The sequence below is a fragment of the Deinococcus planocerae genome, from assembly GCF_002869765.1.
GTDB classification, from domain to species: Bacteria; Deinococcota; Deinococci; order Deinococcales; family Deinococcaceae; genus Deinococcus; species Deinococcus planocerae.
Genome location: NZ_PNOR01000011.1, coordinates 1 through 17414 on the forward strand (window position 1 = coordinate 1; position 17414 = coordinate 17414).

The following is a 17414-nucleotide window of genomic DNA, read 5'->3' on the forward strand; positions in this document are numbered from 1 at the left end:
TCCCGGGCGGGGACGTGTCCCAGGGCGGCGCGCAACGGGGGGAGGGGCGCCCAGCCCGCGTTCCCCTCCCGCACCAGGGCGCGGGCGTGCGGGGGGAGGGCGGGGACGGGCGTGCCGAGCGCGGCGGCGAGGGCGGCCTCGGAAACAACCTCGTCCGGCCCCACCTCCAGCGCCGCCAGGGCCGCCGCCAGCCGCCGCGCGTCCGGGTCGGCGAGGAGGCGCCCCAGGGCCGTCTCCCCCGCTCCCGATCCCGCGAGCAGGGCCAGTCGGTCGAGGTGCCGCCCGGTCTCGCGCACCAGCACGTCGGCCTGCTCGCGGGGAATGCCCAGCCGGGCCATCAGGTACGCGCGGGCCTCGGCAGGGGTGGGGGGGCGCAGCTCGATGACCTCCGCCACGTCCGGCGGCAGCCCGGCCCCGTCCTCCAGCGCGAGGAGCACGGCCACGCCGGGAGGGGCGCGGCGCAACAGGTGTTCGGCGGCCCAGGCGGCGGGGGACAGGGGCGAACCGTCCGGGGCCCGGGGAGGACCGCCCGCAAACGAGAGGTCCGCCGTCACCCGCGCGAGGAGCACGCCGGGCGCGATGGGCAGCACGGCGCAGGCCGCGTCCGACTGCGCCTGCGCCCACGCCGAGAAGGACGTGCCGGAGGGGGCGAGCGGCAAGGTTCCCTCGGCGGACACGTCGCCCCGCAGGTTGAGCCGGACAACCCGCCCCGCCTCCAGCCCCCGCAACGCCCGCTCCAGGTGGTCGAGCAGGATCGTCTTGCCCGCCCCGGCGCGGCCCGTCACGATCAACCGGGGGGCGCGGCCCGCCCGGACGCCCGCCAGGAACTGCTTGTAGGCGCGCTTCTTGGGGCGACCCAGCAGCTCCAGCTCGTCGGGGAGCGGGGGGGGCACGGGGGGAAGGGGCCCGCGGACGAGGTCGAGGGGCCGCCCCGCCTCCCGCGCGAGCCCTTCGAGAATGGCGCGCAGGGAGGCCTTGTCCGCCGGGGTGCCCACGTCGCGGTAGACGATGTTGCGCACGCTGGGCCCGTTCGCGCCGCGCGAGCGCATCTCGGCCTCCAGCCAGCGCAGGCTGCCGCGCACCTCCCGGCCCGCCTCGCCCCTTCCGGGAGGCAGGTGGGCGCGCAGGTCGGCGAGGGCGGCCTTCCAGTCGAAGCCGGGCTCGGGAGCGGTCAAGGTGAGCGGAGGCTACCACCCCGCCCCGCCCGGCTGGGCCCAGCTCTGTGGGGGCCCGCCCGTTCCTGATGCCGTCGTCAGCGGCCCCGCGCGGCCCTGTGTATACTCGGTCCAGTCTTCACAATTCCCACCCCGGACCCAGGAGAACCCCATGCGTCATGCCCTCACCCGCCCCGCCCTCGTCACCCTCGTCCTCGCCGCCGCCGTGACGGCGGGTGCCCAGAGCCAGCCCGCCGCGCAGGCGCTGTTCGACCAGGGCAAGTGGCAGGAGGCCGCCAGCAGCGCCGCCGCCCTGAACACCAGCGCCGGGTTCGCCCTCGCCGCCGAGGCCACGACCGCCGGGGCGGGCCTGAGCCCCGACAGCCAGAAAAAGGCCCTCTTCGAGAAGGCGCAGGGCTACGCCCGGCAGGCCATCGCGCTCGACAAGAACAACGCCGACGCCTACTTCGAACTCGCCCGCGCCCAGGGCCGCCTCGCCCAGTACAGCGGGATTCTCAACAGCCTCAACCTGGCGGGGGACATGCGGAAAAACCTCGACCAGGCGATCCGGCTGCGGCCCAACATGGCGGGCGCCTACGTCGCGCTGGGGTTGTGGCACGCCAACCTCGTCTCCAAGGGGCGGGCCGCGACCTTCGTGACGGGGGCGCGTGCCAACCAGATCACGCCCAACTTCGAGAAGGCCATCGCGCTGGAGCCCAATGTGGCCGTCCACCGCATCGAGTACGCCAACGCCCTGCTCCTCGGGGGCAACAAGGCCGGGGCCGCCGCCCAGCTTCAGAAGGCCGTCACCCTCCCCGCCGAGACCTACTGGGAAAAGCGCGACCTGGAGGAGGCGAAGGCGCGGCTGGCCTCGTTGCAGTAAGCTCTCCGCCCTCAGCACAAGGCGCCTCAGCTCAGGCCGGGGCGCCCCGTCTTTTGCTCACCGCCGACGGCTCCCCCCAGCAGCGTGACCGCCCCCGGCAGCACCTCCACCTCCACCCGCGTCACCCGCCCGGCGAGGTCCCCGTCGAGGTGAAGGTGGGTGGGTCGCGCCCAGGTCACCGTCACCCGGCGTCCGGCGGCGTGGTGGACCCGCGGGTGCCCGAGGTGGCGGCCCCGCAGCAGCAGCCCCATCAGGCCGAGCACCTGGGGGCGGGTGACCGGACCGCTCGCCACCGCGTTCAGGAGGCCGTCTTCCGGGTCGGAGAGCGGGCTGACCCGGAACCCCGCCCCGTAGCGCGTGCCGTTCATGACGGCGGCGAGGCAGCTCGGCCCGCGGTACATGACCGCGCCGTCCACCTCCACGGTCACGGGGGTCAGGGTCAGGCCCCGCAGCGCGGTCAGGGCCGCCCAGGCGTAGCGCCCGAAGCCCGAGAGGCGGGCGGGCGCCTGCGGGAGCAGCGCGGCGACCTCGGCGTCGAGGCCCATACCCAGCCCGTTGAGCAGGAGGCGGGACGTGCCCGCAAGGTCCCCCTCCACGATGCGCACCCGCAGCGCGTCCACCCGGCGCGGCAGGAGCGCCAGGCGGCTCAGCGCTCCCGCGAAGTCCCCCGGCCTCAGCCCAAGCATCCCCGCGAAGTCGTTTCCCGTGCCCAGCGGCACCAGCCCTAGGGGGCGGCCTCTTCCCTGCCCCGTCTCGTCTACCACGGCGGGGAGCAGCGCCGTCACCGTGCCGTCTCCCCCCACCGCCAGCACCGCCATGTCGGGGGGGAGGGCGCAGACCCGCTCCAGGGCCGCCGCGCCGCTCGCCTCCGTGATGAGGTCGTAAGACCGTTCGCGGCGGCGCAACTCCGCCTCCAGCCGGGGCCACTCCCGCGCGGCGAGGCCACGCCCGGCGGTGGGGTTGAGGACGACGGCGAGGCGCCGGGGGGGATCAGGCTGGGTCACGTGGGAAGAGGATACGCCGCCCCCGTTTCTCCTCCCTTACTGCCAGTCGTCCGGTTTCCCGGCCAAGCCGAAGTGCCACGCGACCGCCCGCGCGATGCGCCCCGACGCCTGCCCGTCCCCGTAGGGATTGCGCGCCGCCCGCATCCAGGCCAGCTCCGCCTCGTCGCCCAGCAGGCCGCCGATCACCTCGCGGATGGTGGCCGGGTCGTTCCCGGCGAGCCGCAGCACCCCCGCCTCCAGCCCCTCGGGCCGCTCGGTCACGTTGCGCAGCACCGCCACGGGCACGCCGAGCGCCGCCCCCTCCTCCTGCAAGCCGCCCGAGTCGGTGACGAGCAGGGCCGAGGCTGCCATCAGGGGCGCCATGTTCGCGTAGTCGAGAGGATCGGTCAGCTCGAAGTTGGGCAGGCCGCCCAGCGCGGGGCGCACGGCCTCCTGCACGGCAGGGTTGAGGTGGACCGGGTAGACGAAGTGGCAATTGGGGGAGGCCCTCGCAACGTCCGCCAATGCCCGCGCCATCTGTGCCATCACCGGCAGGTTCTCGCGGCGGTGCATCGTGACCGTCACCAGCCTCTGCCCGGCGCCCAGCCGCTCCCGCCACTCGGGTTTCAAGGGCACCCGGCCCGCCACCTCGCGCACGGCGTCCACGGCGGTCTGCCCGGTCACGAAGACGCCGCCGGGGTCCTTGCCCTCCCGGAGCAGGTTGGCGCGGCTGCCGGGCGTGGGCGCGAAGTCGAGGGTGGAGAGCACCCCGGTCAGGCGGCGGTTGGCCTCCTCGGGGAAGGGTTCCTGCATGTTGCCCGACCGCAGCCCCGCCTCGACGTGCCCGACCGGGATGCCCTCGTAAAAGGCGCTCAGGGTCACGCAGAAGGAGGTCGTCGTGTCCCCGTGGACGAGCACCATGTCCGCCCCCATCTCGCGCAGCTTCTGCCCGGCCTGCGGCACGATGCGTCCGGTGAGCCCCGCCAGGGTCTGGCGGTCGGTCATGACGTTCAAGTCCTCGTCGGGGGTCAGGCCGAAGACGGCGAGGGCCTCGTCGAGCATCTGGCGCTGCTGCCCGGTGGAGAGGATCAGGGGCGTGAGGCCGGGCTGGCGCGCGAGGGCGGCGTACACCGGGGCCATCTTCGTCGCCTCGGGCCGGGTGCCGAAGGCGAGGACGATGCGTTTGTCGTTCGTCGGGAGGGCGGCTTCGGAGGACGGACCAATCATCTGCGTCACGTTATCAGCCGCTTCTACCGGGGGAGGAGGGCAGGCCCCCCACCTCCTCCCCGTGGGCGCGCACCCGGCGGTAGGTGACGAACCACAGGCACAGCAAGATCACCAGGACGGTCGCCAGGATCACCGGGAGCCGCATCCCCTGCGCGAGCATCCCCAGCACCCCGCACGCGAGAGCCACGCCCCACAGGATGACCGCCGTGCGCCGCGCGCTGGCCGTGCGGGCGAGGACCCGGTGGTGGATGTGCGTCTTGTCGGGGTGCCCGAGCGGATTGCGGATGCCGCGCGCCAGCCGCCCGATCACGACCTGGGTGGTGTCGAAGAGGGGCAGCGCGAGCACGAGCAGCGGCACGAGCAGGCTGGCCCCCGCGCTCACCTTGAGGGTGCCGAGCAGGCTGACGGCGGCGAGCGTGTAGCCGAAGAGGTACGCCCCCGCGTCCCCCATGATGATCCGGCTGGGGTTGAAGTTGTGCCGCAGGTACCCGAGGGCTGCCCCCGCCAGCCCGGCGAGGAGCACAACCGCCGCCGCCCGGTCCGCGAACTGCGCCGCCGTGGCGAGCAGCACCATGCTCACGACGAAGCCCACGCCGCCCACCACCCCGTCCACCCCGTCCATCAGGTTCACGGCGTTCGTCAGACCGACCACCCACAGCAGCGTGACGACGAAGCTCAGCGGCTCGTTGAGGGCGGCGGGCAGCGTGGGCAGGAAGGGGAGCGCGCCCACGTCGATGCGCAGCCCGTTCACGATCAGGAGGAGCGCCGCCAGAGCCTGCACTCCCAGCCGGAAGGCGGGCGTCAACCCGTACTGGTCGTCGATGAAGCCCACCAGGACGAGCACCGTGCCGCCGAGCAGGATGGCGAGCACCTGGATGTTGACCTGCTCGATCACGATGGGCCGCAGCGCCCAGGCGACGACCACGCTCAGCAGAAACCCCGCGAAGATGGCGAGGCCACCCGCATTGGGCAGGGGCTCCTTGTTCAGCCGCCGCGCGTTGGGCTGGTCGGCCCACCCCACCTGGAGGGCGAAGTCGCGCACCCCCGGGATAAAGCGCCAGGTGAAGACCCAGGCGGTCAGGAAGGTGAGAAGCACGCTGAGAAAACCGCGCCCGAACAGGTCCGCGATACCGAATTGCGCCGCGAGCGCCTTCAGGGAGTCCATAAGCTGACCGGAGTCTAAAGGCAATGGGTGAGGGGACGCGATGGACAAAAGTGGGATGTGGACGGGGTTGGGACAACCTCAGCCGTCAGACCTCGTGAGAAGGTAGGAGTGAGGGGAGGCCAGGGCGGAAGGTCAAAGGAGAAAGCGAAGGCCAACCGGGGGCGCCTTCGCCCAGGCTTTTCTCTTGACCAATGGTCCTGCGGCTGGTGACCTTGATGGAGCGGTTCGTGGGTCACACGCCCCCTCACCCGTTGCTTCGCAACGCCCTCTCCCGCGAGGGGAGAGGGTCAGCAGCGCCCAGACCGCTCGTCGGCAGAAACTCCACGCTTCCTCGTTCCGGCACAGCCATTCTCAACCCAGTCGAGATCACAGCCTGGGCCAGCCGGGATCGCCCCCGCCTTCTGCCTCCCCCTCACTTCGTCCCGTAAATCCTGTCCCCCGCGTCCCCCAGCCCCGGCACGATGTAGCCGTGGTCGTTGAGCCGCTCGTCCACGGCGGCCACCACGATCTCCACGTCGGGGTGCTCGGCCTCGATCACGGCCACGCCCTCCGGCGCGGCGAGGATGCACATCAGCCCGATGGTCTGGGCGCCCGCGTCCTTGAGAAACTGGATGGCGGCGCTCGCGCTCCCGCCCGTGGCGAGCATGGGGTCGGTCAGGAAGACCCGGCGCTCGGCGATGTCGGCAGGAAGCTTGTTGTAGTAGGCGACGGGCTTGAGGGTCAGGGGGTCGCGGTACAGGCCGATATGACCGACTTTCGCGGCGGGCACCAGATTGAGGATGCCGTCCGTCATCACCAGCCCCGCGCGCAAGATGGCGACGAGGGCGAGCTTCTTGCCGCTGAGCATCGGAAAGTTGCCCTCCTCAAGCGGGGTCGTGAGGTGGGTGGGGCTGAGCTCCAGGTCACGCATCGCCTCGTACGCGAGGAGCATGGAGACCTCGGCGGCGAGTTCGCGAAACTCCTTGACGCCCGTCTCGACGCTGCGCATCAGGGAGAGCTTGTGCTGGATCAGGGGGTGGGTCACGACCGTGAGCATGGTTCACACCATACCCGGGAGGGCCGTGAGGGCGAACAACCACCGGGAGACCCGCGGGAGGTCGGGCCACCTCCCGGTGCAGAGGGCCGGTGCAGCAGGTCAGCCGGGACGGGACGATGCTGTTGGAGCCGTAGGGAAAACTTCTGCCACCCCCGATCCCCTGGAGGTGAACACCCTCGCACCCGGACGCTGAAGACGAGGGCGCGACCGAAGAGCGGCACGGATGGAAGCGGGAGGTCACCGGGGACGAATGCGCCTGTGCTTTGACGAGGCATGGGCACGAAGGCGGTGGGAAGTTGGCCTACGCGGTTTGAGCACGGCTCGGACCTCTCGTGTCCACCATGTGCCCTTGCTCCGGTGTTCTGTCCACCGACAGGTCGGGCGGGCGTCGCCTCAGGGCGTCAGCCGGTGCCGGTCGCGCGGGAAGGCGCGGGCATAGCGCACGTTGGCGATCCCCAGCAGCTTGGCGGTGAGCCGCTCGGCCCCGATGGCGAAGCCGCCGTGGGGGGGCATCCCGTACTTGAAGACCTCGGTGTAGCCTGCCAGGGACTCGGGGCTCAGCTTATAGGCGGCGATGGAGTCCATCAGCATCGCGTGGTCGTGGATGCGCTGCCCGCCCGAGGTGATCTCGATGCCCCGGAAAAGGAGGTCGAAGCCTCGGGTGATCTCCGGGTTGACGGTGCCGTCCGCGTTCAGCTCGGGGTGCGCGTAAAAGGGCCGGGCGGCGCGCGGGTACTTCGTCACGAACACGAAGTCGGTGCCCTCCGTCTCCGCGTAGTGCTGGCTGAGCAGGCGCTCGCCCTCGGGGTCGAGGTCCTTGCCGCCGACCGCGTGGCCGTACTTCTCCTGCACGAGTTGCCGGGCGTCCAGCAGCGTGATGCGGGGGATGCGGGCGGGCACGTCAGGGATGGTCGCGCCGAGGAGCCCGAACTCCGCCTCGGCCCGCTCCCTCAGCCGGGTCATGATCGCCCCGAGGAGGCGGGTCTCCAGGTCCATCACGTCCTCTTCCGACTCGATGAAGCCCATCTCCACGTCGAGGCTGAGGTACTCGTTGAGGTGGCGGGACGTGGCGTGCTCCTCGGCGCGGTAGACGGGCGCCACCTCGAAGACGCGCTCGAAGACGCCCACCATGATCTGCTTGTAGAGCTGCGGGCTCTGGGCGAGGTACGCTTCCCTGCCGAAGTAGTCGATGGGAAAGAGGTTCGCCCCGCCCTCCGCCCCCGCCGAGACGATCTTGGGCGTGCTGATCTCGGTGAAGCTCTCGGTCGAGAGGTGGTCGCGGAAGGCCGCCACGAGTTCGGCCTGGACCCTCAGGGCCGCGCGCTCCTTGAGCCCCCGCACGGTGACGACCCGGTAGTCGAGCATCGTCTCGGGGTTGACGTTCCACTCCATCTTGGGAATCTCGACGGGGGGCGGCTCGACGGCGGCGGTCAGCACACGCAGGCTCTCGACCTGCACCTCGTAGCCCCCGGGGGCCTTGGGGTGGGCCCTCACCTTGCCGACGACCTCGATGCTGCTCTCCGGGAGGGGCAGGGTCAGGCCGCTGCCGACGCACTGGGCCACGCCGCTCCGGTCGCGCAGGACCAGGAATTGCACGCCCCCCAGGTCGCGGCGGGCGTGCAGGAAGCCTTGCAGTTTCACGGTCTGGCCCTCATGCCCGGGCAGTTCGCGGGTGAGGGTGCGCTGGAGGTGGACGGCGGGTTCGGTGGTCACGGTCGGGGCTCCTTTGAACGGGGCGGGGTGGGCGGTGCCTCAGGAAGCTGCGCTTTGCGCTTCAAAAAAAGGCCCCGACTCCGGGGGAAGTCGGGGGCGCGGCGGCGAAGGCGTCCCCTAGCGGGGATCGTCGTTCACGTTGTTCACCGGCACAGTGTTCGCGTGGGCCGCGGTCATGCCGGGAAGTGTAGCGGGGGCACCGTGCGGCGGTCAACGCGGGCGGCTAGGCAGGGCCGGGGTGCCCCGCACCACGCCCTCAACCCGGGCCGACGCTCTTCACGGTGTAGCGGACGTGCCTCTCTCCGACCTCCACCTCGAAGGACTCGCCGACCTCGCGGCCCATCAGCGCCTTGCCGACCGGGCTGTCCTCGCTGACCTGGGTCACGCCCTCCGTGAGGGCCGTCACCTCCACGGGGCTCACGAGCTGGACCTGCATCTCACGCCCGTGCTCCCCCCCCTGCAACACGACCACCGAGCCCAAGCCCACCCGGCCCTCTTCCCCCGGCAGGGCCTCGACGACCACGGCGCGGGAGAGGATGTCCTCCAGCTCGAAGATGCGGGCGTCCATGCTGGAGAGGTCGATCTGGGAGGCTTCCAGGTTGCGGTCCTCGATGTCGCTCGTGTCGTCACGCAGGGCCGCGATGGTCTCGGTGGCGGCCTCGCGGCGCTCGCGCTCTTTTTGCAACGTCTCTTCCAGGCGCCGGTAGCCCTCCGCCGTCATGGGAATCTCTTCTGCCATGTGCCCCTCCTGTGGGTGGCCCTTCCCCGAAGCGGGAAGGGAGGCGAACGCGGCTGACCCCGCCGAAAGCGGTGGGGCGCCGTCTGCGTCACTGCCGGGTCCAATCTGACCCGCCGCGGGTGCGCCCCCTGGGAAGAAATTGCCCAAGGCCACTTTACGAAGCGGGGCGGCCAGGCCCGGGCCCCCCGAGATCAGGCGTGGGCCAACGAACGTTGCAGGAGTCCTCATCGGCGGGCCCGGTCCCCCCCGCTCTAATTCGGGAGGACACGGCGCCCCCGGCACAGGGAGCCCGTTTGAGGAGGAGACCCATGACCGACCCCACCGACCGCGACCCCACCACCGACCTCGACCCCGAGCTGGATGCCCGGCTGGACGACGACGCCACCGTGACCGGCGAAGACCTCGACCGGGACGACTGCGAGCCGAGCGACGCCGAGCTGCGCCCCGTCGGCGGCGTCAGCGTGACGGGCGCGGAGACGATGGACTACTCGCTCCCGGAGGACGACGACCCCGCCAACCAGGACACCCAGTCGAACGCGGATCTGATCCGCGACGTGGCCGAGACCGAGGAAGACTTCCCGCGCTCGGGGGACATCACGGGTGGGAAGCGTGACAGCGGCGGCAGCGACGCGCTCGCGGGTGCGGGCGTCGCCTACGACGACGGCATCGACCCCTCGATCCGCACCGAGATGCTCGACAACGCGGTGGCCTACGGGGTCGACTTCACGCCGAACAACGTCAACGACGAGCCCTCCTTCGACGACGGCACGCCCGGCAGCTTCTCCGACTTCAGCGTGCTCACCGCCGACAACCCGGAGGGCACCACCCGTCTCGCCGACCCCAGCCAGGACGCGGGCGGCGAGACCAAGGGCCCCCGCGTGGGCGGCTCGGGCGGCATCGACGGCGGCCCCCCCCGCACCCGGCCCCTGCCCGGCACGACCGAAGGCGAGTAACGCGCCCCGAACGGGGACGGCAGCCCCAACCCGTCCCCTCGTTTTTGCTCACCTCTACCGACCGTCCAGACGGTATGCTCTCTCCATGACCCGGACCCGGAATCCCGAACTTACCCGCGCGGCGCTGCTGGAGGCGGCGGGGAGGGTGCTCTCGCGGCAGGGGGCGGCGCTGTCGCTGGACGCGGTGGCGCGCGAGGCGGGGGGGAGCAAGGGGGGGGTACTCCACCACTACCCCAGCCGGGAGGCGCTGCTCTCGGCGCTGGCGCTGGAACTCATCGAGCGCTTCCGGGCGTGCGTGGAGGCGGCGCGGGCGCGGGAGGTGGCGGCCCACGGGGAGAGGCCGGGAGCGTGGCTGCGCGCGTACATCGAGGTGAGCTTCACGCCCCAGGCGGGGGAGGACGCCCTGATCGCCGCGCTCGCGCCGCTGGCGGGGCACCCCGAATTGATCGACCGGCTGCGGGAGGCGCAGGCCTTCGTGCTGGCAGAGGCGGAGGCAGACGGCCTGCCGGGGGCGCGGGCGCACGCGGTCCGCCTCGCCTGCGACGCGCTGAGCCTGGGGCCGCTGACCGGGCTGCCGGACCTGGGCCCGGGGCGGCGGGCCGCGCTGAGAGAGGAGCTGCTGGCATGGACGCGGACGTGAGCGGCGGCCCCTCCCCCGCCCCGCCCGGGCACCTCGACCCCGGGCCGGGGTGGCAGCGGCGCTACTGGGCGATCTTCACCGGGCAGGCCCTGAGCCTGACGGGCTCGGCGATGACCCAGTTCGTGCTGCTGTGGTGGATCACCGACACGACGGGCAGCGTGGGGGCGCTGGCGACGGCGGGGATGGCGGCGCTGCTCCCGCAGGCCCTCCTCGGACCGCTGGGAGGCACCTTCGCCGACCGCTACAGCCGCCGAGTGATCATGATCGCGGCGGACACGGTGAGTGCCCTGTGTATGCTCGTGCTGATTGCCCTTTTCGCCACGGGGCGGGTCGAGCTGTGGCACGTCTACACGATGATGTTCATTCGCTCCTCGATGCAGGCGTTCCAGGGCCCGGCGGCGGCGGCGAGCACGGCGATGCTCGTTCCGGCCAGCTTTCTGCCCCGGGCGGCGGGCCTGAACCAGACCCTCCAGGGGATCATGACGGTGGCCGCCGCGCCGCTGGGCGCCCTCGCCATCGGCGCCCTGCCGCTGGGCGCGGCGCTGGGCATCGACGTGGTGACGGCCCTCCTCGGCATCCTCCCGCTGCTCGTCTTCCGGGTGCCGCAACGGCGACTCGCGCGGGAGGAGCGCGCGGGCGTCTGGGCCGAGTTCCGGGAGGGGGTGCGGCTGGTGTGGCGCCACCCCGGGCTGCGGCAGCTCTACGGGGTGATGGCGGCGGTCGTGCTCGTGATCATGCCGACCTTCACGCTGACCCCGCTGCTCGTCAAGGAGCACTTCGGGGGCGGGGCGGGGCAGGTCGCCCTGATGGAGGGGCTGTCGGGCGTCGGGATGATCGCGGGCGGGCTCGCCGTCGCCGTCCTCGCTCCGCGGCGGCGGGTGGCGACCGTGCTCGTGGCCTTCGCCCTGTCGTGCCTCGCGGTCGCCCTCACGGCCCTCGCCCCGGGAGACGCCTTCTGGCTCGCGGTCGTCTGGTGGGTGGTGAGCGGCGTGACCTTCAGCTTCGGCAACGCGCCCATGACCGCCGTGCTCCAGACCGTGATTCCGAATCAGCTTCAGGGGCGGGCGCTGTCGCTGCTCTCCACGGTGATGGGGCTGGCCGGGCCCGTCGGGTTGGCGCTGGCCGCACCGCTGGGCGAGTGGCTCGGCGTGCGGGGGCTGTTCGTGGCCGCCGGGGTGCTCTCCGCGCTGGCGAGCCTGGCGGGCTTCCTCTCCCCGGCCCTGCTGCGGCTGGAGGGGACGGCGGCGGACGCGACCCGGGACGGGTCCCCGGGGCTGCCCCCGCCCATGCGGCAGACCGGGGGGCGCGGGGGAGGCTGAGGGCGGAGACCGCACCCAAACGCAGCGGCGGCCCCCCTGGGTCGCAGAGGGGCCGCCGCCGGGTCTGGGCTTACTTCAACATGGACTTGCCGTCGAAGCTCGACGGGAGGGCCTGAAGGCTCTGGGACGCGACCGCATCGGCGGCGGCCTTCGCCTCGGCGAGAAGCTCGGGGGTGACCACGGCGTCGATCCGGCCCCCCACGTTCGCGTCGGCGTTGATCTGCACGAAGGCGACCCGGGCGGCCTGCGTGCCCGCCTTCCCGGCGCCGGAAAGCACGGCCCGGCCCTGCGCGTTGGTCGAGACTTTGCCGTCGGTGTCGATCATCTCCACCCGGTTGGCCTCACTGGCAGGGTCACCCAGCAGGGCCACCAGTTGGGGGCCGGAGCTGGCGACCTGCGTGTAGAGCAGGCCGAAGTCAAAGGCATTCACGTTGATGCTCGAGCAGTTCGCGTCCGCACACGGGGCGTTCTGGCCCGACCCGCCGTTCTTGGCCGTCGCCGCCGACTCCCCGCGCTCGGAGATCACCAGCACACCCGAGGTGTAGGAGTTGTCGGGCAGCTTGGCCGTCCACACCCAGTCGCCGCGGTACGGGATGCGCGTGTCGCTCGACTCCGTGGCCGAGGCGTCGGGGTTGTAGGGGTAGGTGGTGCTCCCACCGCCGCCTCCACCCCCCCCGCCGCCGCCGCCGCCGCCGTCACCGCCTCCTGCGTTGTTCTGGTTACACGCCGCGAGACCGAGGATCAGGGCACCTGCAACAATCAGTCGTTTCACGTTGTTTCCTCCTGTGTTGGGATGGCCCAGAGTAAGCCCGACCGGCCATGATCAACGGATGTTCACGGCGGCCCGGCCCGGCCTCACCTCTGGGTGGGCACCACCGTCGGCAGACGAAGGAGCGACTGGGGGCTGACCTGCTGGACGGTGACCGCCGCCGCCGCCTCGCGGGCCTGCGCGAAGGCGGCGGTCCGGGGCACACCGAAGATGTCGTCGCCCGGCGTGCTGTCCATCTGCACGAAGGCCGCCCTCACCGTCTGCCCGGGCTGCCCCGTGACCTCCACCCACGTCCCCGGCCCGGCGATCACGGGGTTGTTCTGGGCGTTGAGGCTCACCTTGGAGTCGCTGTCGATGATGGCGAGCCGATTCGTCGGCGGCTTGGTGGTGCTGTTCTGATCGACGTACACGGCGCCGAGCTGGGCCGCGCCGTTCCCGGTGTAGGTGTTGATGACCCCGTAGCTCGCGTCGTACTGGACGGCACAGGTGTCGTCCCGGCAGAGGTACCCTAGGCCGACTCCGCCGTTTTTGGCCCGGTCCGTCGGTGCTCCGCGGTCCTTGATGCTGACGACGCCCAGGCGCTCGGAGCCGTCGGGCAGCCGCACCACAAAGGCCCAGTCGCCCAGGTAGGGCACGCGCGTATCGGTGGACTCCTCCAGGCTCGGGGCGGGGTTATAGGGGTAGGTGCCGCTGGGCGGGGGATCAACCTTGGTCTGACTCGGCCCGCAGGCCACCAATCCAAGTCCAAGGGCCAGAACACCGGCAAGAGTAGCTTGTTTCAACATCGTTCCTCCTTTGTTGGAATGACTCAGGCTACCGACCGCGCGGCGTGAGCAGCCGTTGATCATGGGCTCACGCTGCTCAAAAAATCTTCATCCTTTACAATTCTGCCGCCCTATGAGGGCCTTCCAACCTCCGGTGGGCAGGCAGTGGGGCTGGCCCACGCGCGCCGGGGCGGATGGGGCCCGCCTCCCGGGTGCGCAGGGCTCTATCCTCGGCGCATGAGCGCGCCCGCCCTCCTGTCCGCCGAACTCCACGTCGCCACCCGTCTCGCCCTGGAGGCGGGGGAGTTGCTCCGGGCGCACCTGCGGCGGGGCCTGACCGTCGAGCACAAGACGGGCGCCGACGACCCGGTGACCGCCGCCGACCGCGAGGCGTCCGATCTGATCCTGCGGGGGCTGCGCGCCGCCTTCCCGGACGACGGCCTGCTGAGCGAGGAGGCCGCCGACAGCCCCGCGCGGCTCGGCCTGGGGCGCGTGTGGATCGTGGACCCCATCGACGGCACGAAGGAGTTCACGACGGGCAGCCCCGACTTCGCCGTCAGCATCGGCCTGGCGGTGGGGGGTGAGCCCGTGCTCGGCGCGGTGTACGCGCCCGCGACGGACGAACTCTTCGCCGGGGTCGTGGGCGGCGGCGTGACGAAGAACAGCGTGCCCGTGGGCTTCAGCGACCGGAGCGCGTACGTCGTCAGCGTGTCGGACACTGAGTTCCGGCGGGAGCTGCACCGCCACACGCTGCCCGGGATGGTGCCGAGCGGGTCCATCGCCCTGAAGCTCGCGCGGATAGCGGGAGGCGAGGCGGACGTGACCTTCACGATGAGCCCGCGCAGCGAGTGGGACATCGCGGCGGGGCACGCCCTCGTGCGCGCGGCGGGCGGGGAGGTGCGGCGCCGCGACGGACGGCCCATCCGCTACAACCTCGCCCGGCCCCACGTCGAGCAGGGGCTGCTGGGAGGACGGCAAGACGCCCTGGAGTGGCTGGAGGCGGAACTCGCCGCGCGCGAGCTCCCCACCGCCCACCTCGGGCTGACGGACGCGGACCCGGCCTGGGCCGTGCTGAGGGAAGAGGACCGGGCGGCGCTGGCCGGGCACCCCGGCGTCTTCGTGCGGCACGCGGGGGGTCGCCCGCTCGCGCTGATCGTGGTGGGTGAGGGGGGCGCGGTCGAGCGGGCGGAGGGGGACGCCTTTCACCTCGAGCGGCTGACCCGGGACGTGACGCGGGCGCTGGGCACCCTCGCACCGGGGACCCTCGGGACGGCGCCCGTGGGGGCGGGGAGGGTAGACTGACGCGCATGGAGTCGGAGGGCACGGGCATCGGGTGGGGCCGCGTCACCCTCAAGCCGGTACCCGAGTTCACCCCCGCCGAGTGGAGCACCCTCTACCGCTTCTTCCGCGACCGCGAACTCGCCGACTGGAACGACGCCAAGCCGATTCGGCTTCCCGAGTGGCTCTTTCGCCGGGTGATGCTGGAGGAGGAGGCCACGGGCGAGCGCGCGGGCTTCGGGGTGCTGGGTGAGACGGGCGACCTCATCGGCAGCGCGGAGCTGTACGACCTGCGCCCCCCGCCGCCCACGACCCCGACCGTCGCCACCCTGGGGGTGATGATCGGGGTGCGCTCGCTGTGGGGCCGGGGCTACGGGCGCGAGGCGGTCACGGCGCTCCTCGCCTGGGCCTTCGCCGGGGATCAGGACGTGGGACAGCGGGGGCGGGCGAGGCCCGTGCCGCTCGCCCGGGTGCGCCTGACCACCTTCGGGCACAACCGCCGCGCCCAGCGGGCCTTTCTCGCCTGCGGCTTCCGCGAGGTCGGGCGCACGTCGAATCCCACCCGCACCGACGTTCACATGGAGATCACGAGAGGAGAGTGGCTGAATGCGCGTGCTGGTGCCTGACCTGTCTGAGTTCCGCGAGTTGCGGGTGGAGGGGGTGGAGCTGGGCTTCTTCTCGCGCGACGAGGCCCCGCCGGGGAATGCCGACGGCCTGGTCCTGTGGTTCGCCTCCCCGGGGCTGCGCCGCGAGTTGCTGGGGCGGCCCGGGTTGCGCTGGGTCCTCACCCTCACGGCGGGGATCGAGCATGTGACGCGAGAGCTGCCGCCGGGAGTCACCCTCTACAACGCCCACCGCCTGCACGACCGCGCCGTCGCCGTCCACACCGCCGCCGGGATGCTCACCGCCGCCCGCGGCCTGCACCGCTTCCGGGACGCTCAGCGGGCGGGGCGCTGGGAGACGACGATGGACCTGGGCACGCTGGACGGCAAGCAGGTCGTGATCTGGGGCTACGGGCACATCGGGAAGATTCTGGAAGAGTTGCTGACGCCGTTCGGGGCGCGGGTGACCGGCATTCGCTCGCGCACTCCGGAAGACGAACGCGACGCGGCGCTCTCCGAGGCCGACTGGGTGGTCCTCCTCCTGCCCAGCACCCCGGAGACGAAGGGCATCGTGAATGCGGAGGTGCTCGCCCGCCTGGGGCCCGGCGCGTGGATCAGCAACCAGGGGCGCGGCAACCTGATCGACACGGACGCCCTCCTCGCCGCGCTGACTTCCGGCCACCTCGGCGGTGCCGTGCTCGACGTGACCGACCCCGAGCCGCTGCCGGAGGGGCATCCTCTCTGGGCTCAGGAGAATGTCATCATCACGCCGCACATCGCCAGCACGACCGCCGACCTCGTCGCGCGGGGGGCCGAGTACACGCGCGCCTTCCTCTCGGAGATGACGGCGGGGCGCGAGCCGGAGGGGCGGGTGGAAGCGGGGCAGGCGTACTGAGGTCCAGTCACCCATCCTTGAAAACAGGGCCGCCCGTACTTGAGCTTGTCGCACTGGCGGTCGAGCTTTCAGGGCTTCAAGACAGGACGGCGACCCGCTGCCCGTCCGCCACCACCGGCAACGCCCGCTCGTGGTCCGCGATCAGCCCGCCGCCGAGCAGCCGTGTCCCGGCGTACAGCACCGCACTCTGCCCCGGCGCGACCGCGAACTGGGGCTCCCCGAACCGCAGCTCGAAGCCGTGTTCGTCGGCGTGCACCACCGTCGCCCGCACCGGCTTCGTCCGGTAGCGCACCTGCACCTCGACCTCACGCGGCAAGTCGGCGAGGTCGAGGAGGTAGTTCGCGCCCTCGGCCCTCAGACCGTTCCAGAGGCAGTCCTCGTGGTCGCCCACCCAGACGGTGTTCGTGCCCGGATCGAGGTGGACGACGTGGCGGACGCGGTGCGACCGGTACAGGCCCAGGCCCTTCTTCTGCCCCAACGTGTAGAACTGGGTGCCGAGGTGCTCGCCGACGACCTCACCGGTCTTGATCTCGCGGATGTATCCCTGGGACTGCGGCAACTGTTCGGCCACGTAGTCCTGCACCTTTCCCGGCACGAAGCAGATGTTCTGGCTCTCGGGCTTGCGGGCGGTCAGGAGGCCGCGCTCCTCGGCGATCTCGCGCACGCGCGGCTTTTCCAGCTCCCCGACCGGAAAGAGGATGTAAGGCAGGGCGTCACGCGGCGTGCCCCACAGGAAATACGTCTGGTCCTTGCGGGGGTCGTCGCCCCGGTGGAACTCCACGCCGCCGTTTTCTCTCTCCACCCGCTTGACGTAGTGCCCGGTCGCCACGTAGCGGCAGCCCAGCATCTTCGCCTTGCGCACCAGCTCGTCGAACTTGACCTTGGTGTTGCAGTTCACGCAGGGGTTGGGCGTGCGGCCCCGCGCGTACTCCTCGATGAAGGGCAGGGCGATATGCCGCTGGAACTGCTCGCGGTAGTCGAGGAGGTAGAAGGGCACCCCGACCTGCTCGGCCACCCGCCGCGCCTCGTAGGCCGCGTCCGGCGAGCAGCAGGTGTCGAAGGTCGCCTCCCGCTTGTCGTCCGGCCAGAAGCGCATCATCGCGCCGACGACCTGGTAGCCCGCGTCCCTGAGAAGCGCCGCCGAGACGCTGGAGTCCACCCCGCCCGACATCGCACACAGCACGCGCTCGCCCGTCATACGGCGGGGAGCTTAGCAGGTGGAGGGGGGGAGAACCGTGAGTGGGAAGTGGTTAGCGGTCAGTGGGGAAGGCGAGGAGGGCGGGACCTCGACCTC

General features: G+C 71.9%; 16 protein-coding genes and 1 pseudogene. 7 read left to right on the forward strand and 10 right to left on the reverse strand.

Going from position 1 to position 17414, the window contains the following annotated elements; all coding sequences use genetic code 11:
- Nucleotides 1-1175, reverse strand: a pseudogene (locus A7B18_RS07840) (hypothetical protein); the annotation flags it as partial.
- 151 nt (nt 1176-1326) lie between these two features.
- Here A7B18_RS07840 and A7B18_RS07845 point away from each other — a divergent pair.
- The gene (locus tag A7B18_RS07845) at nt 1327-2037 is read left to right on the forward strand and encodes a tetratricopeptide repeat protein (protein ID WP_102126137.1); all 711 of its coding nucleotides are present in this window, start codon (nt 1327-1329) and stop codon (nt 2035-2037) included.
- 26 nt (nt 2038-2063) lie between these two features.
- On the opposite strand, the gene A7B18_RS07850 is transcribed toward A7B18_RS07845, so the two are convergent.
- The 6 genes from A7B18_RS07850 to A7B18_RS07875 all read right to left on the reverse strand — a co-directional run bounded on the left by A7B18_RS07850 (nt 2064) and on the right by A7B18_RS07875 (nt 8900).
- On the reverse strand, nt 2064-3041 hold the full coding sequence (locus A7B18_RS07850) for a diacylglycerol/lipid kinase family protein (RefSeq protein WP_102126138.1): 978 nt from the start codon (nt 3039-3041) through the stop codon (nt 2064-2066).
- A 36-nt stretch (nt 3042-3077) separates the two neighbouring features.
- The gene (gene wecB, locus A7B18_RS07855; protein ID WP_102126245.1) at nt 3078-4247 is read right to left on the reverse strand and encodes a non-hydrolyzing UDP-N-acetylglucosamine 2-epimerase; all 1170 of its coding nucleotides are present in this window, start codon (nt 4245-4247) and stop codon (nt 3078-3080) included.
- A 13-nt stretch (nt 4248-4260) separates the two neighbouring features.
- On the reverse strand, nt 4261-5412 hold the full coding sequence (locus tag A7B18_RS07860; protein WP_102126139.1) for an MraY family glycosyltransferase: 1152 nt from the start codon (nt 5410-5412) through the stop codon (nt 4261-4263).
- Between the two features lie 412 nt (nt 5413-5824).
- Nucleotides 5825-6448, reverse strand: coding sequence for a uracil phosphoribosyltransferase (upp, locus tag A7B18_RS07865; RefSeq protein ID WP_102126140.1), 624 nt, complete (start codon nt 6446-6448; stop codon nt 5825-5827).
- A gap of 393 nt (nt 6449-6841) precedes the next feature.
- On the reverse strand, nt 6842-8161 hold the full coding sequence (aspS, locus tag A7B18_RS07870) for an aspartate--tRNA(Asn) ligase (protein ID WP_102126141.1): 1320 nt from the start codon (nt 8159-8161) through the stop codon (nt 6842-6844).
- Between the two features lie 256 nt (nt 8162-8417).
- A complete protein-coding gene (locus A7B18_RS07875) occupies nt 8418-8900 on the reverse strand; it encodes a GreA/GreB family elongation factor (RefSeq protein ID WP_102126142.1) in 483 nt (160 codons plus the stop codon).
- A 308-nt stretch (nt 8901-9208) separates the two neighbouring features.
- Between A7B18_RS07875 and A7B18_RS21910 the strand changes: the two genes are divergently transcribed.
- The 3 genes from A7B18_RS21910 (at nt 9209) to A7B18_RS07890 (ending at nt 11812) form a co-directional block, all read left to right on the forward strand.
- Complete coding sequence (locus A7B18_RS21910) at nt 9209-9853, forward strand: hypothetical protein (protein WP_180970069.1); 645 nt, start codon at nt 9209-9211, stop codon at nt 9851-9853.
- A gap of 85 nt (nt 9854-9938) precedes the next feature.
- Complete coding sequence (locus A7B18_RS07885) at nt 9939-10493, forward strand: TetR/AcrR family transcriptional regulator (RefSeq protein ID WP_102126143.1); 555 nt, start codon at nt 9939-9941, stop codon at nt 10491-10493.
- Nucleotides 10478-11812 carry an MFS transporter gene (locus A7B18_RS07890; protein ID WP_102126144.1) on the forward strand — a complete coding sequence of 445 codons (1335 nt, stop codon included), beginning with the start codon at nt 10478-10480 and terminating at the stop codon, nt 11810-11812. Before A7B18_RS07885 ends, A7B18_RS07890 begins: the two co-directional genes overlap by 16 nt.
- 70 nt (nt 11813-11882) lie before the next feature.
- On the opposite strand, the gene A7B18_RS07895 is transcribed toward A7B18_RS07890, so the two are convergent.
- Nucleotides 11883-12584: a hypothetical protein gene (locus A7B18_RS07895; protein WP_102126145.1), complete on the reverse strand. Its 702-nt coding sequence runs from the start codon at nt 12582-12584 to the stop codon at nt 11883-11885.
- Nucleotides 12585-12667: 83 nt separating this feature from the next.
- Nucleotides 12668-13366 (reverse strand): hypothetical protein, encoded by a 699-nt coding sequence (locus tag A7B18_RS07900; protein WP_146009490.1) that lies wholly within the window; start codon nt 13364-13366, stop codon nt 12668-12670.
- A 216-nt stretch (nt 13367-13582) separates the two neighbouring features.
- Here A7B18_RS07900 and A7B18_RS07905 point away from each other — a divergent pair, with 216 nt between their 5' ends.
- Genes A7B18_RS07905 through A7B18_RS07915 form a run of 3 tightly spaced genes read left to right on the forward strand, consistent with a single transcriptional unit; the run spans nt 13583 to nt 16120 of the window.
- Entirely contained in the window at nt 13583-14647 is a 1065-nt protein-coding gene (locus tag A7B18_RS07905; protein WP_102126147.1) for a 3'(2'),5'-bisphosphate nucleotidase CysQ family protein, read from the forward strand.
- Nucleotides 14648-14652: 5 nt separating this feature from the next.
- Nucleotides 14653-15249, forward strand: a complete 597-nt coding sequence (locus tag A7B18_RS07910) for a GNAT family N-acetyltransferase (protein WP_102126148.1) — start codon at nt 14653-14655, stop codon at nt 15247-15249.
- Nucleotides 15230-16120, forward strand: a complete 891-nt coding sequence (locus A7B18_RS07915; protein ID WP_102126149.1) for an NAD(P)-dependent oxidoreductase — start codon at nt 15230-15232, stop codon at nt 16118-16120. Before A7B18_RS07910 ends, A7B18_RS07915 begins: the two co-directional genes overlap by 20 nt.
- A gap of 76 nt (nt 16121-16196) precedes the next feature.
- Here the strand turns inward: A7B18_RS07915 and mnmA are convergent, their stop codons facing one another.
- Nucleotides 16197-17318 carry a tRNA 2-thiouridine(34) synthase MnmA gene (gene mnmA / locus A7B18_RS07920; protein ID WP_102126150.1) on the reverse strand — a complete coding sequence of 374 codons (1122 nt, stop codon included), beginning with the start codon at nt 17316-17318 and terminating at the stop codon, nt 16197-16199.
- Nucleotides 17319-17414 lie beyond the last annotated feature (96 nt).

Excerpts from the sequence above, each read along its gene's own strand:
- A7B18_RS07845 (WP_102126137.1), top strand. The coding sequence starts at position 1,327 with ATGCGTCATGCCCTCACCCGCCCCGCCCTCGTCACCCTCGTCCTCGCC.
- wecB (WP_102126245.1), bottom strand. The coding sequence starts at position 4,247 with ATGATTGGTCCGTCCTCCGAAGCCGCCCTCCCGACGAACGACAAACGC.
- A7B18_RS07860 (WP_102126139.1), bottom strand. The coding sequence starts at position 5,412 with ATGGACTCCCTGAAGGCGCTCGCGGCGCAATTCGGTATCGCGGACCTG.
- upp (WP_102126140.1), bottom strand. The coding sequence starts at position 6,448 with ATGCTCACGGTCGTGACCCACCCCCTGATCCAGCACAAGCTCTCCCTG.
- A7B18_RS07875 (WP_102126142.1), bottom strand. The coding sequence starts at position 8,900 with ATGGCAGAAGAGATTCCCATGACGGCGGAGGGCTACCGGCGCCTGGAA.
- A7B18_RS21910 (WP_180970069.1), top strand. The coding sequence starts at position 9,209 with ATGACCGACCCCACCGACCGCGACCCCACCACCGACCTCGACCCCGAG.
- A7B18_RS07885 (WP_102126143.1), top strand. The coding sequence starts at position 9,939 with ATGACCCGGACCCGGAATCCCGAACTTACCCGCGCGGCGCTGCTGGAG.
- A7B18_RS07890 (WP_102126144.1), top strand. The coding sequence starts at position 10,478 with ATGGACGCGGACGTGAGCGGCGGCCCCTCCCCCGCCCCGCCCGGGCAC.
- A7B18_RS07900 (WP_146009490.1), bottom strand. The coding sequence starts at position 13,366 with ATGTTGAAACAAGCTACTCTTGCCGGTGTTCTGGCCCTTGGACTTGGA.
- A7B18_RS07905 (WP_102126147.1), top strand. The coding sequence starts at position 13,583 with ATGAGCGCGCCCGCCCTCCTGTCCGCCGAACTCCACGTCGCCACCCGT.
- A7B18_RS07910 (WP_102126148.1), top strand. The coding sequence starts at position 14,653 with ATGGAGTCGGAGGGCACGGGCATCGGGTGGGGCCGCGTCACCCTCAAG.
- A7B18_RS07915 (WP_102126149.1), top strand. The coding sequence starts at position 15,230 with ATGCGCGTGCTGGTGCCTGACCTGTCTGAGTTCCGCGAGTTGCGGGTG.
- mnmA (WP_102126150.1), bottom strand. The coding sequence starts at position 17,318 with ATGACGGGCGAGCGCGTGCTGTGTGCGATGTCGGGCGGGGTGGACTCC.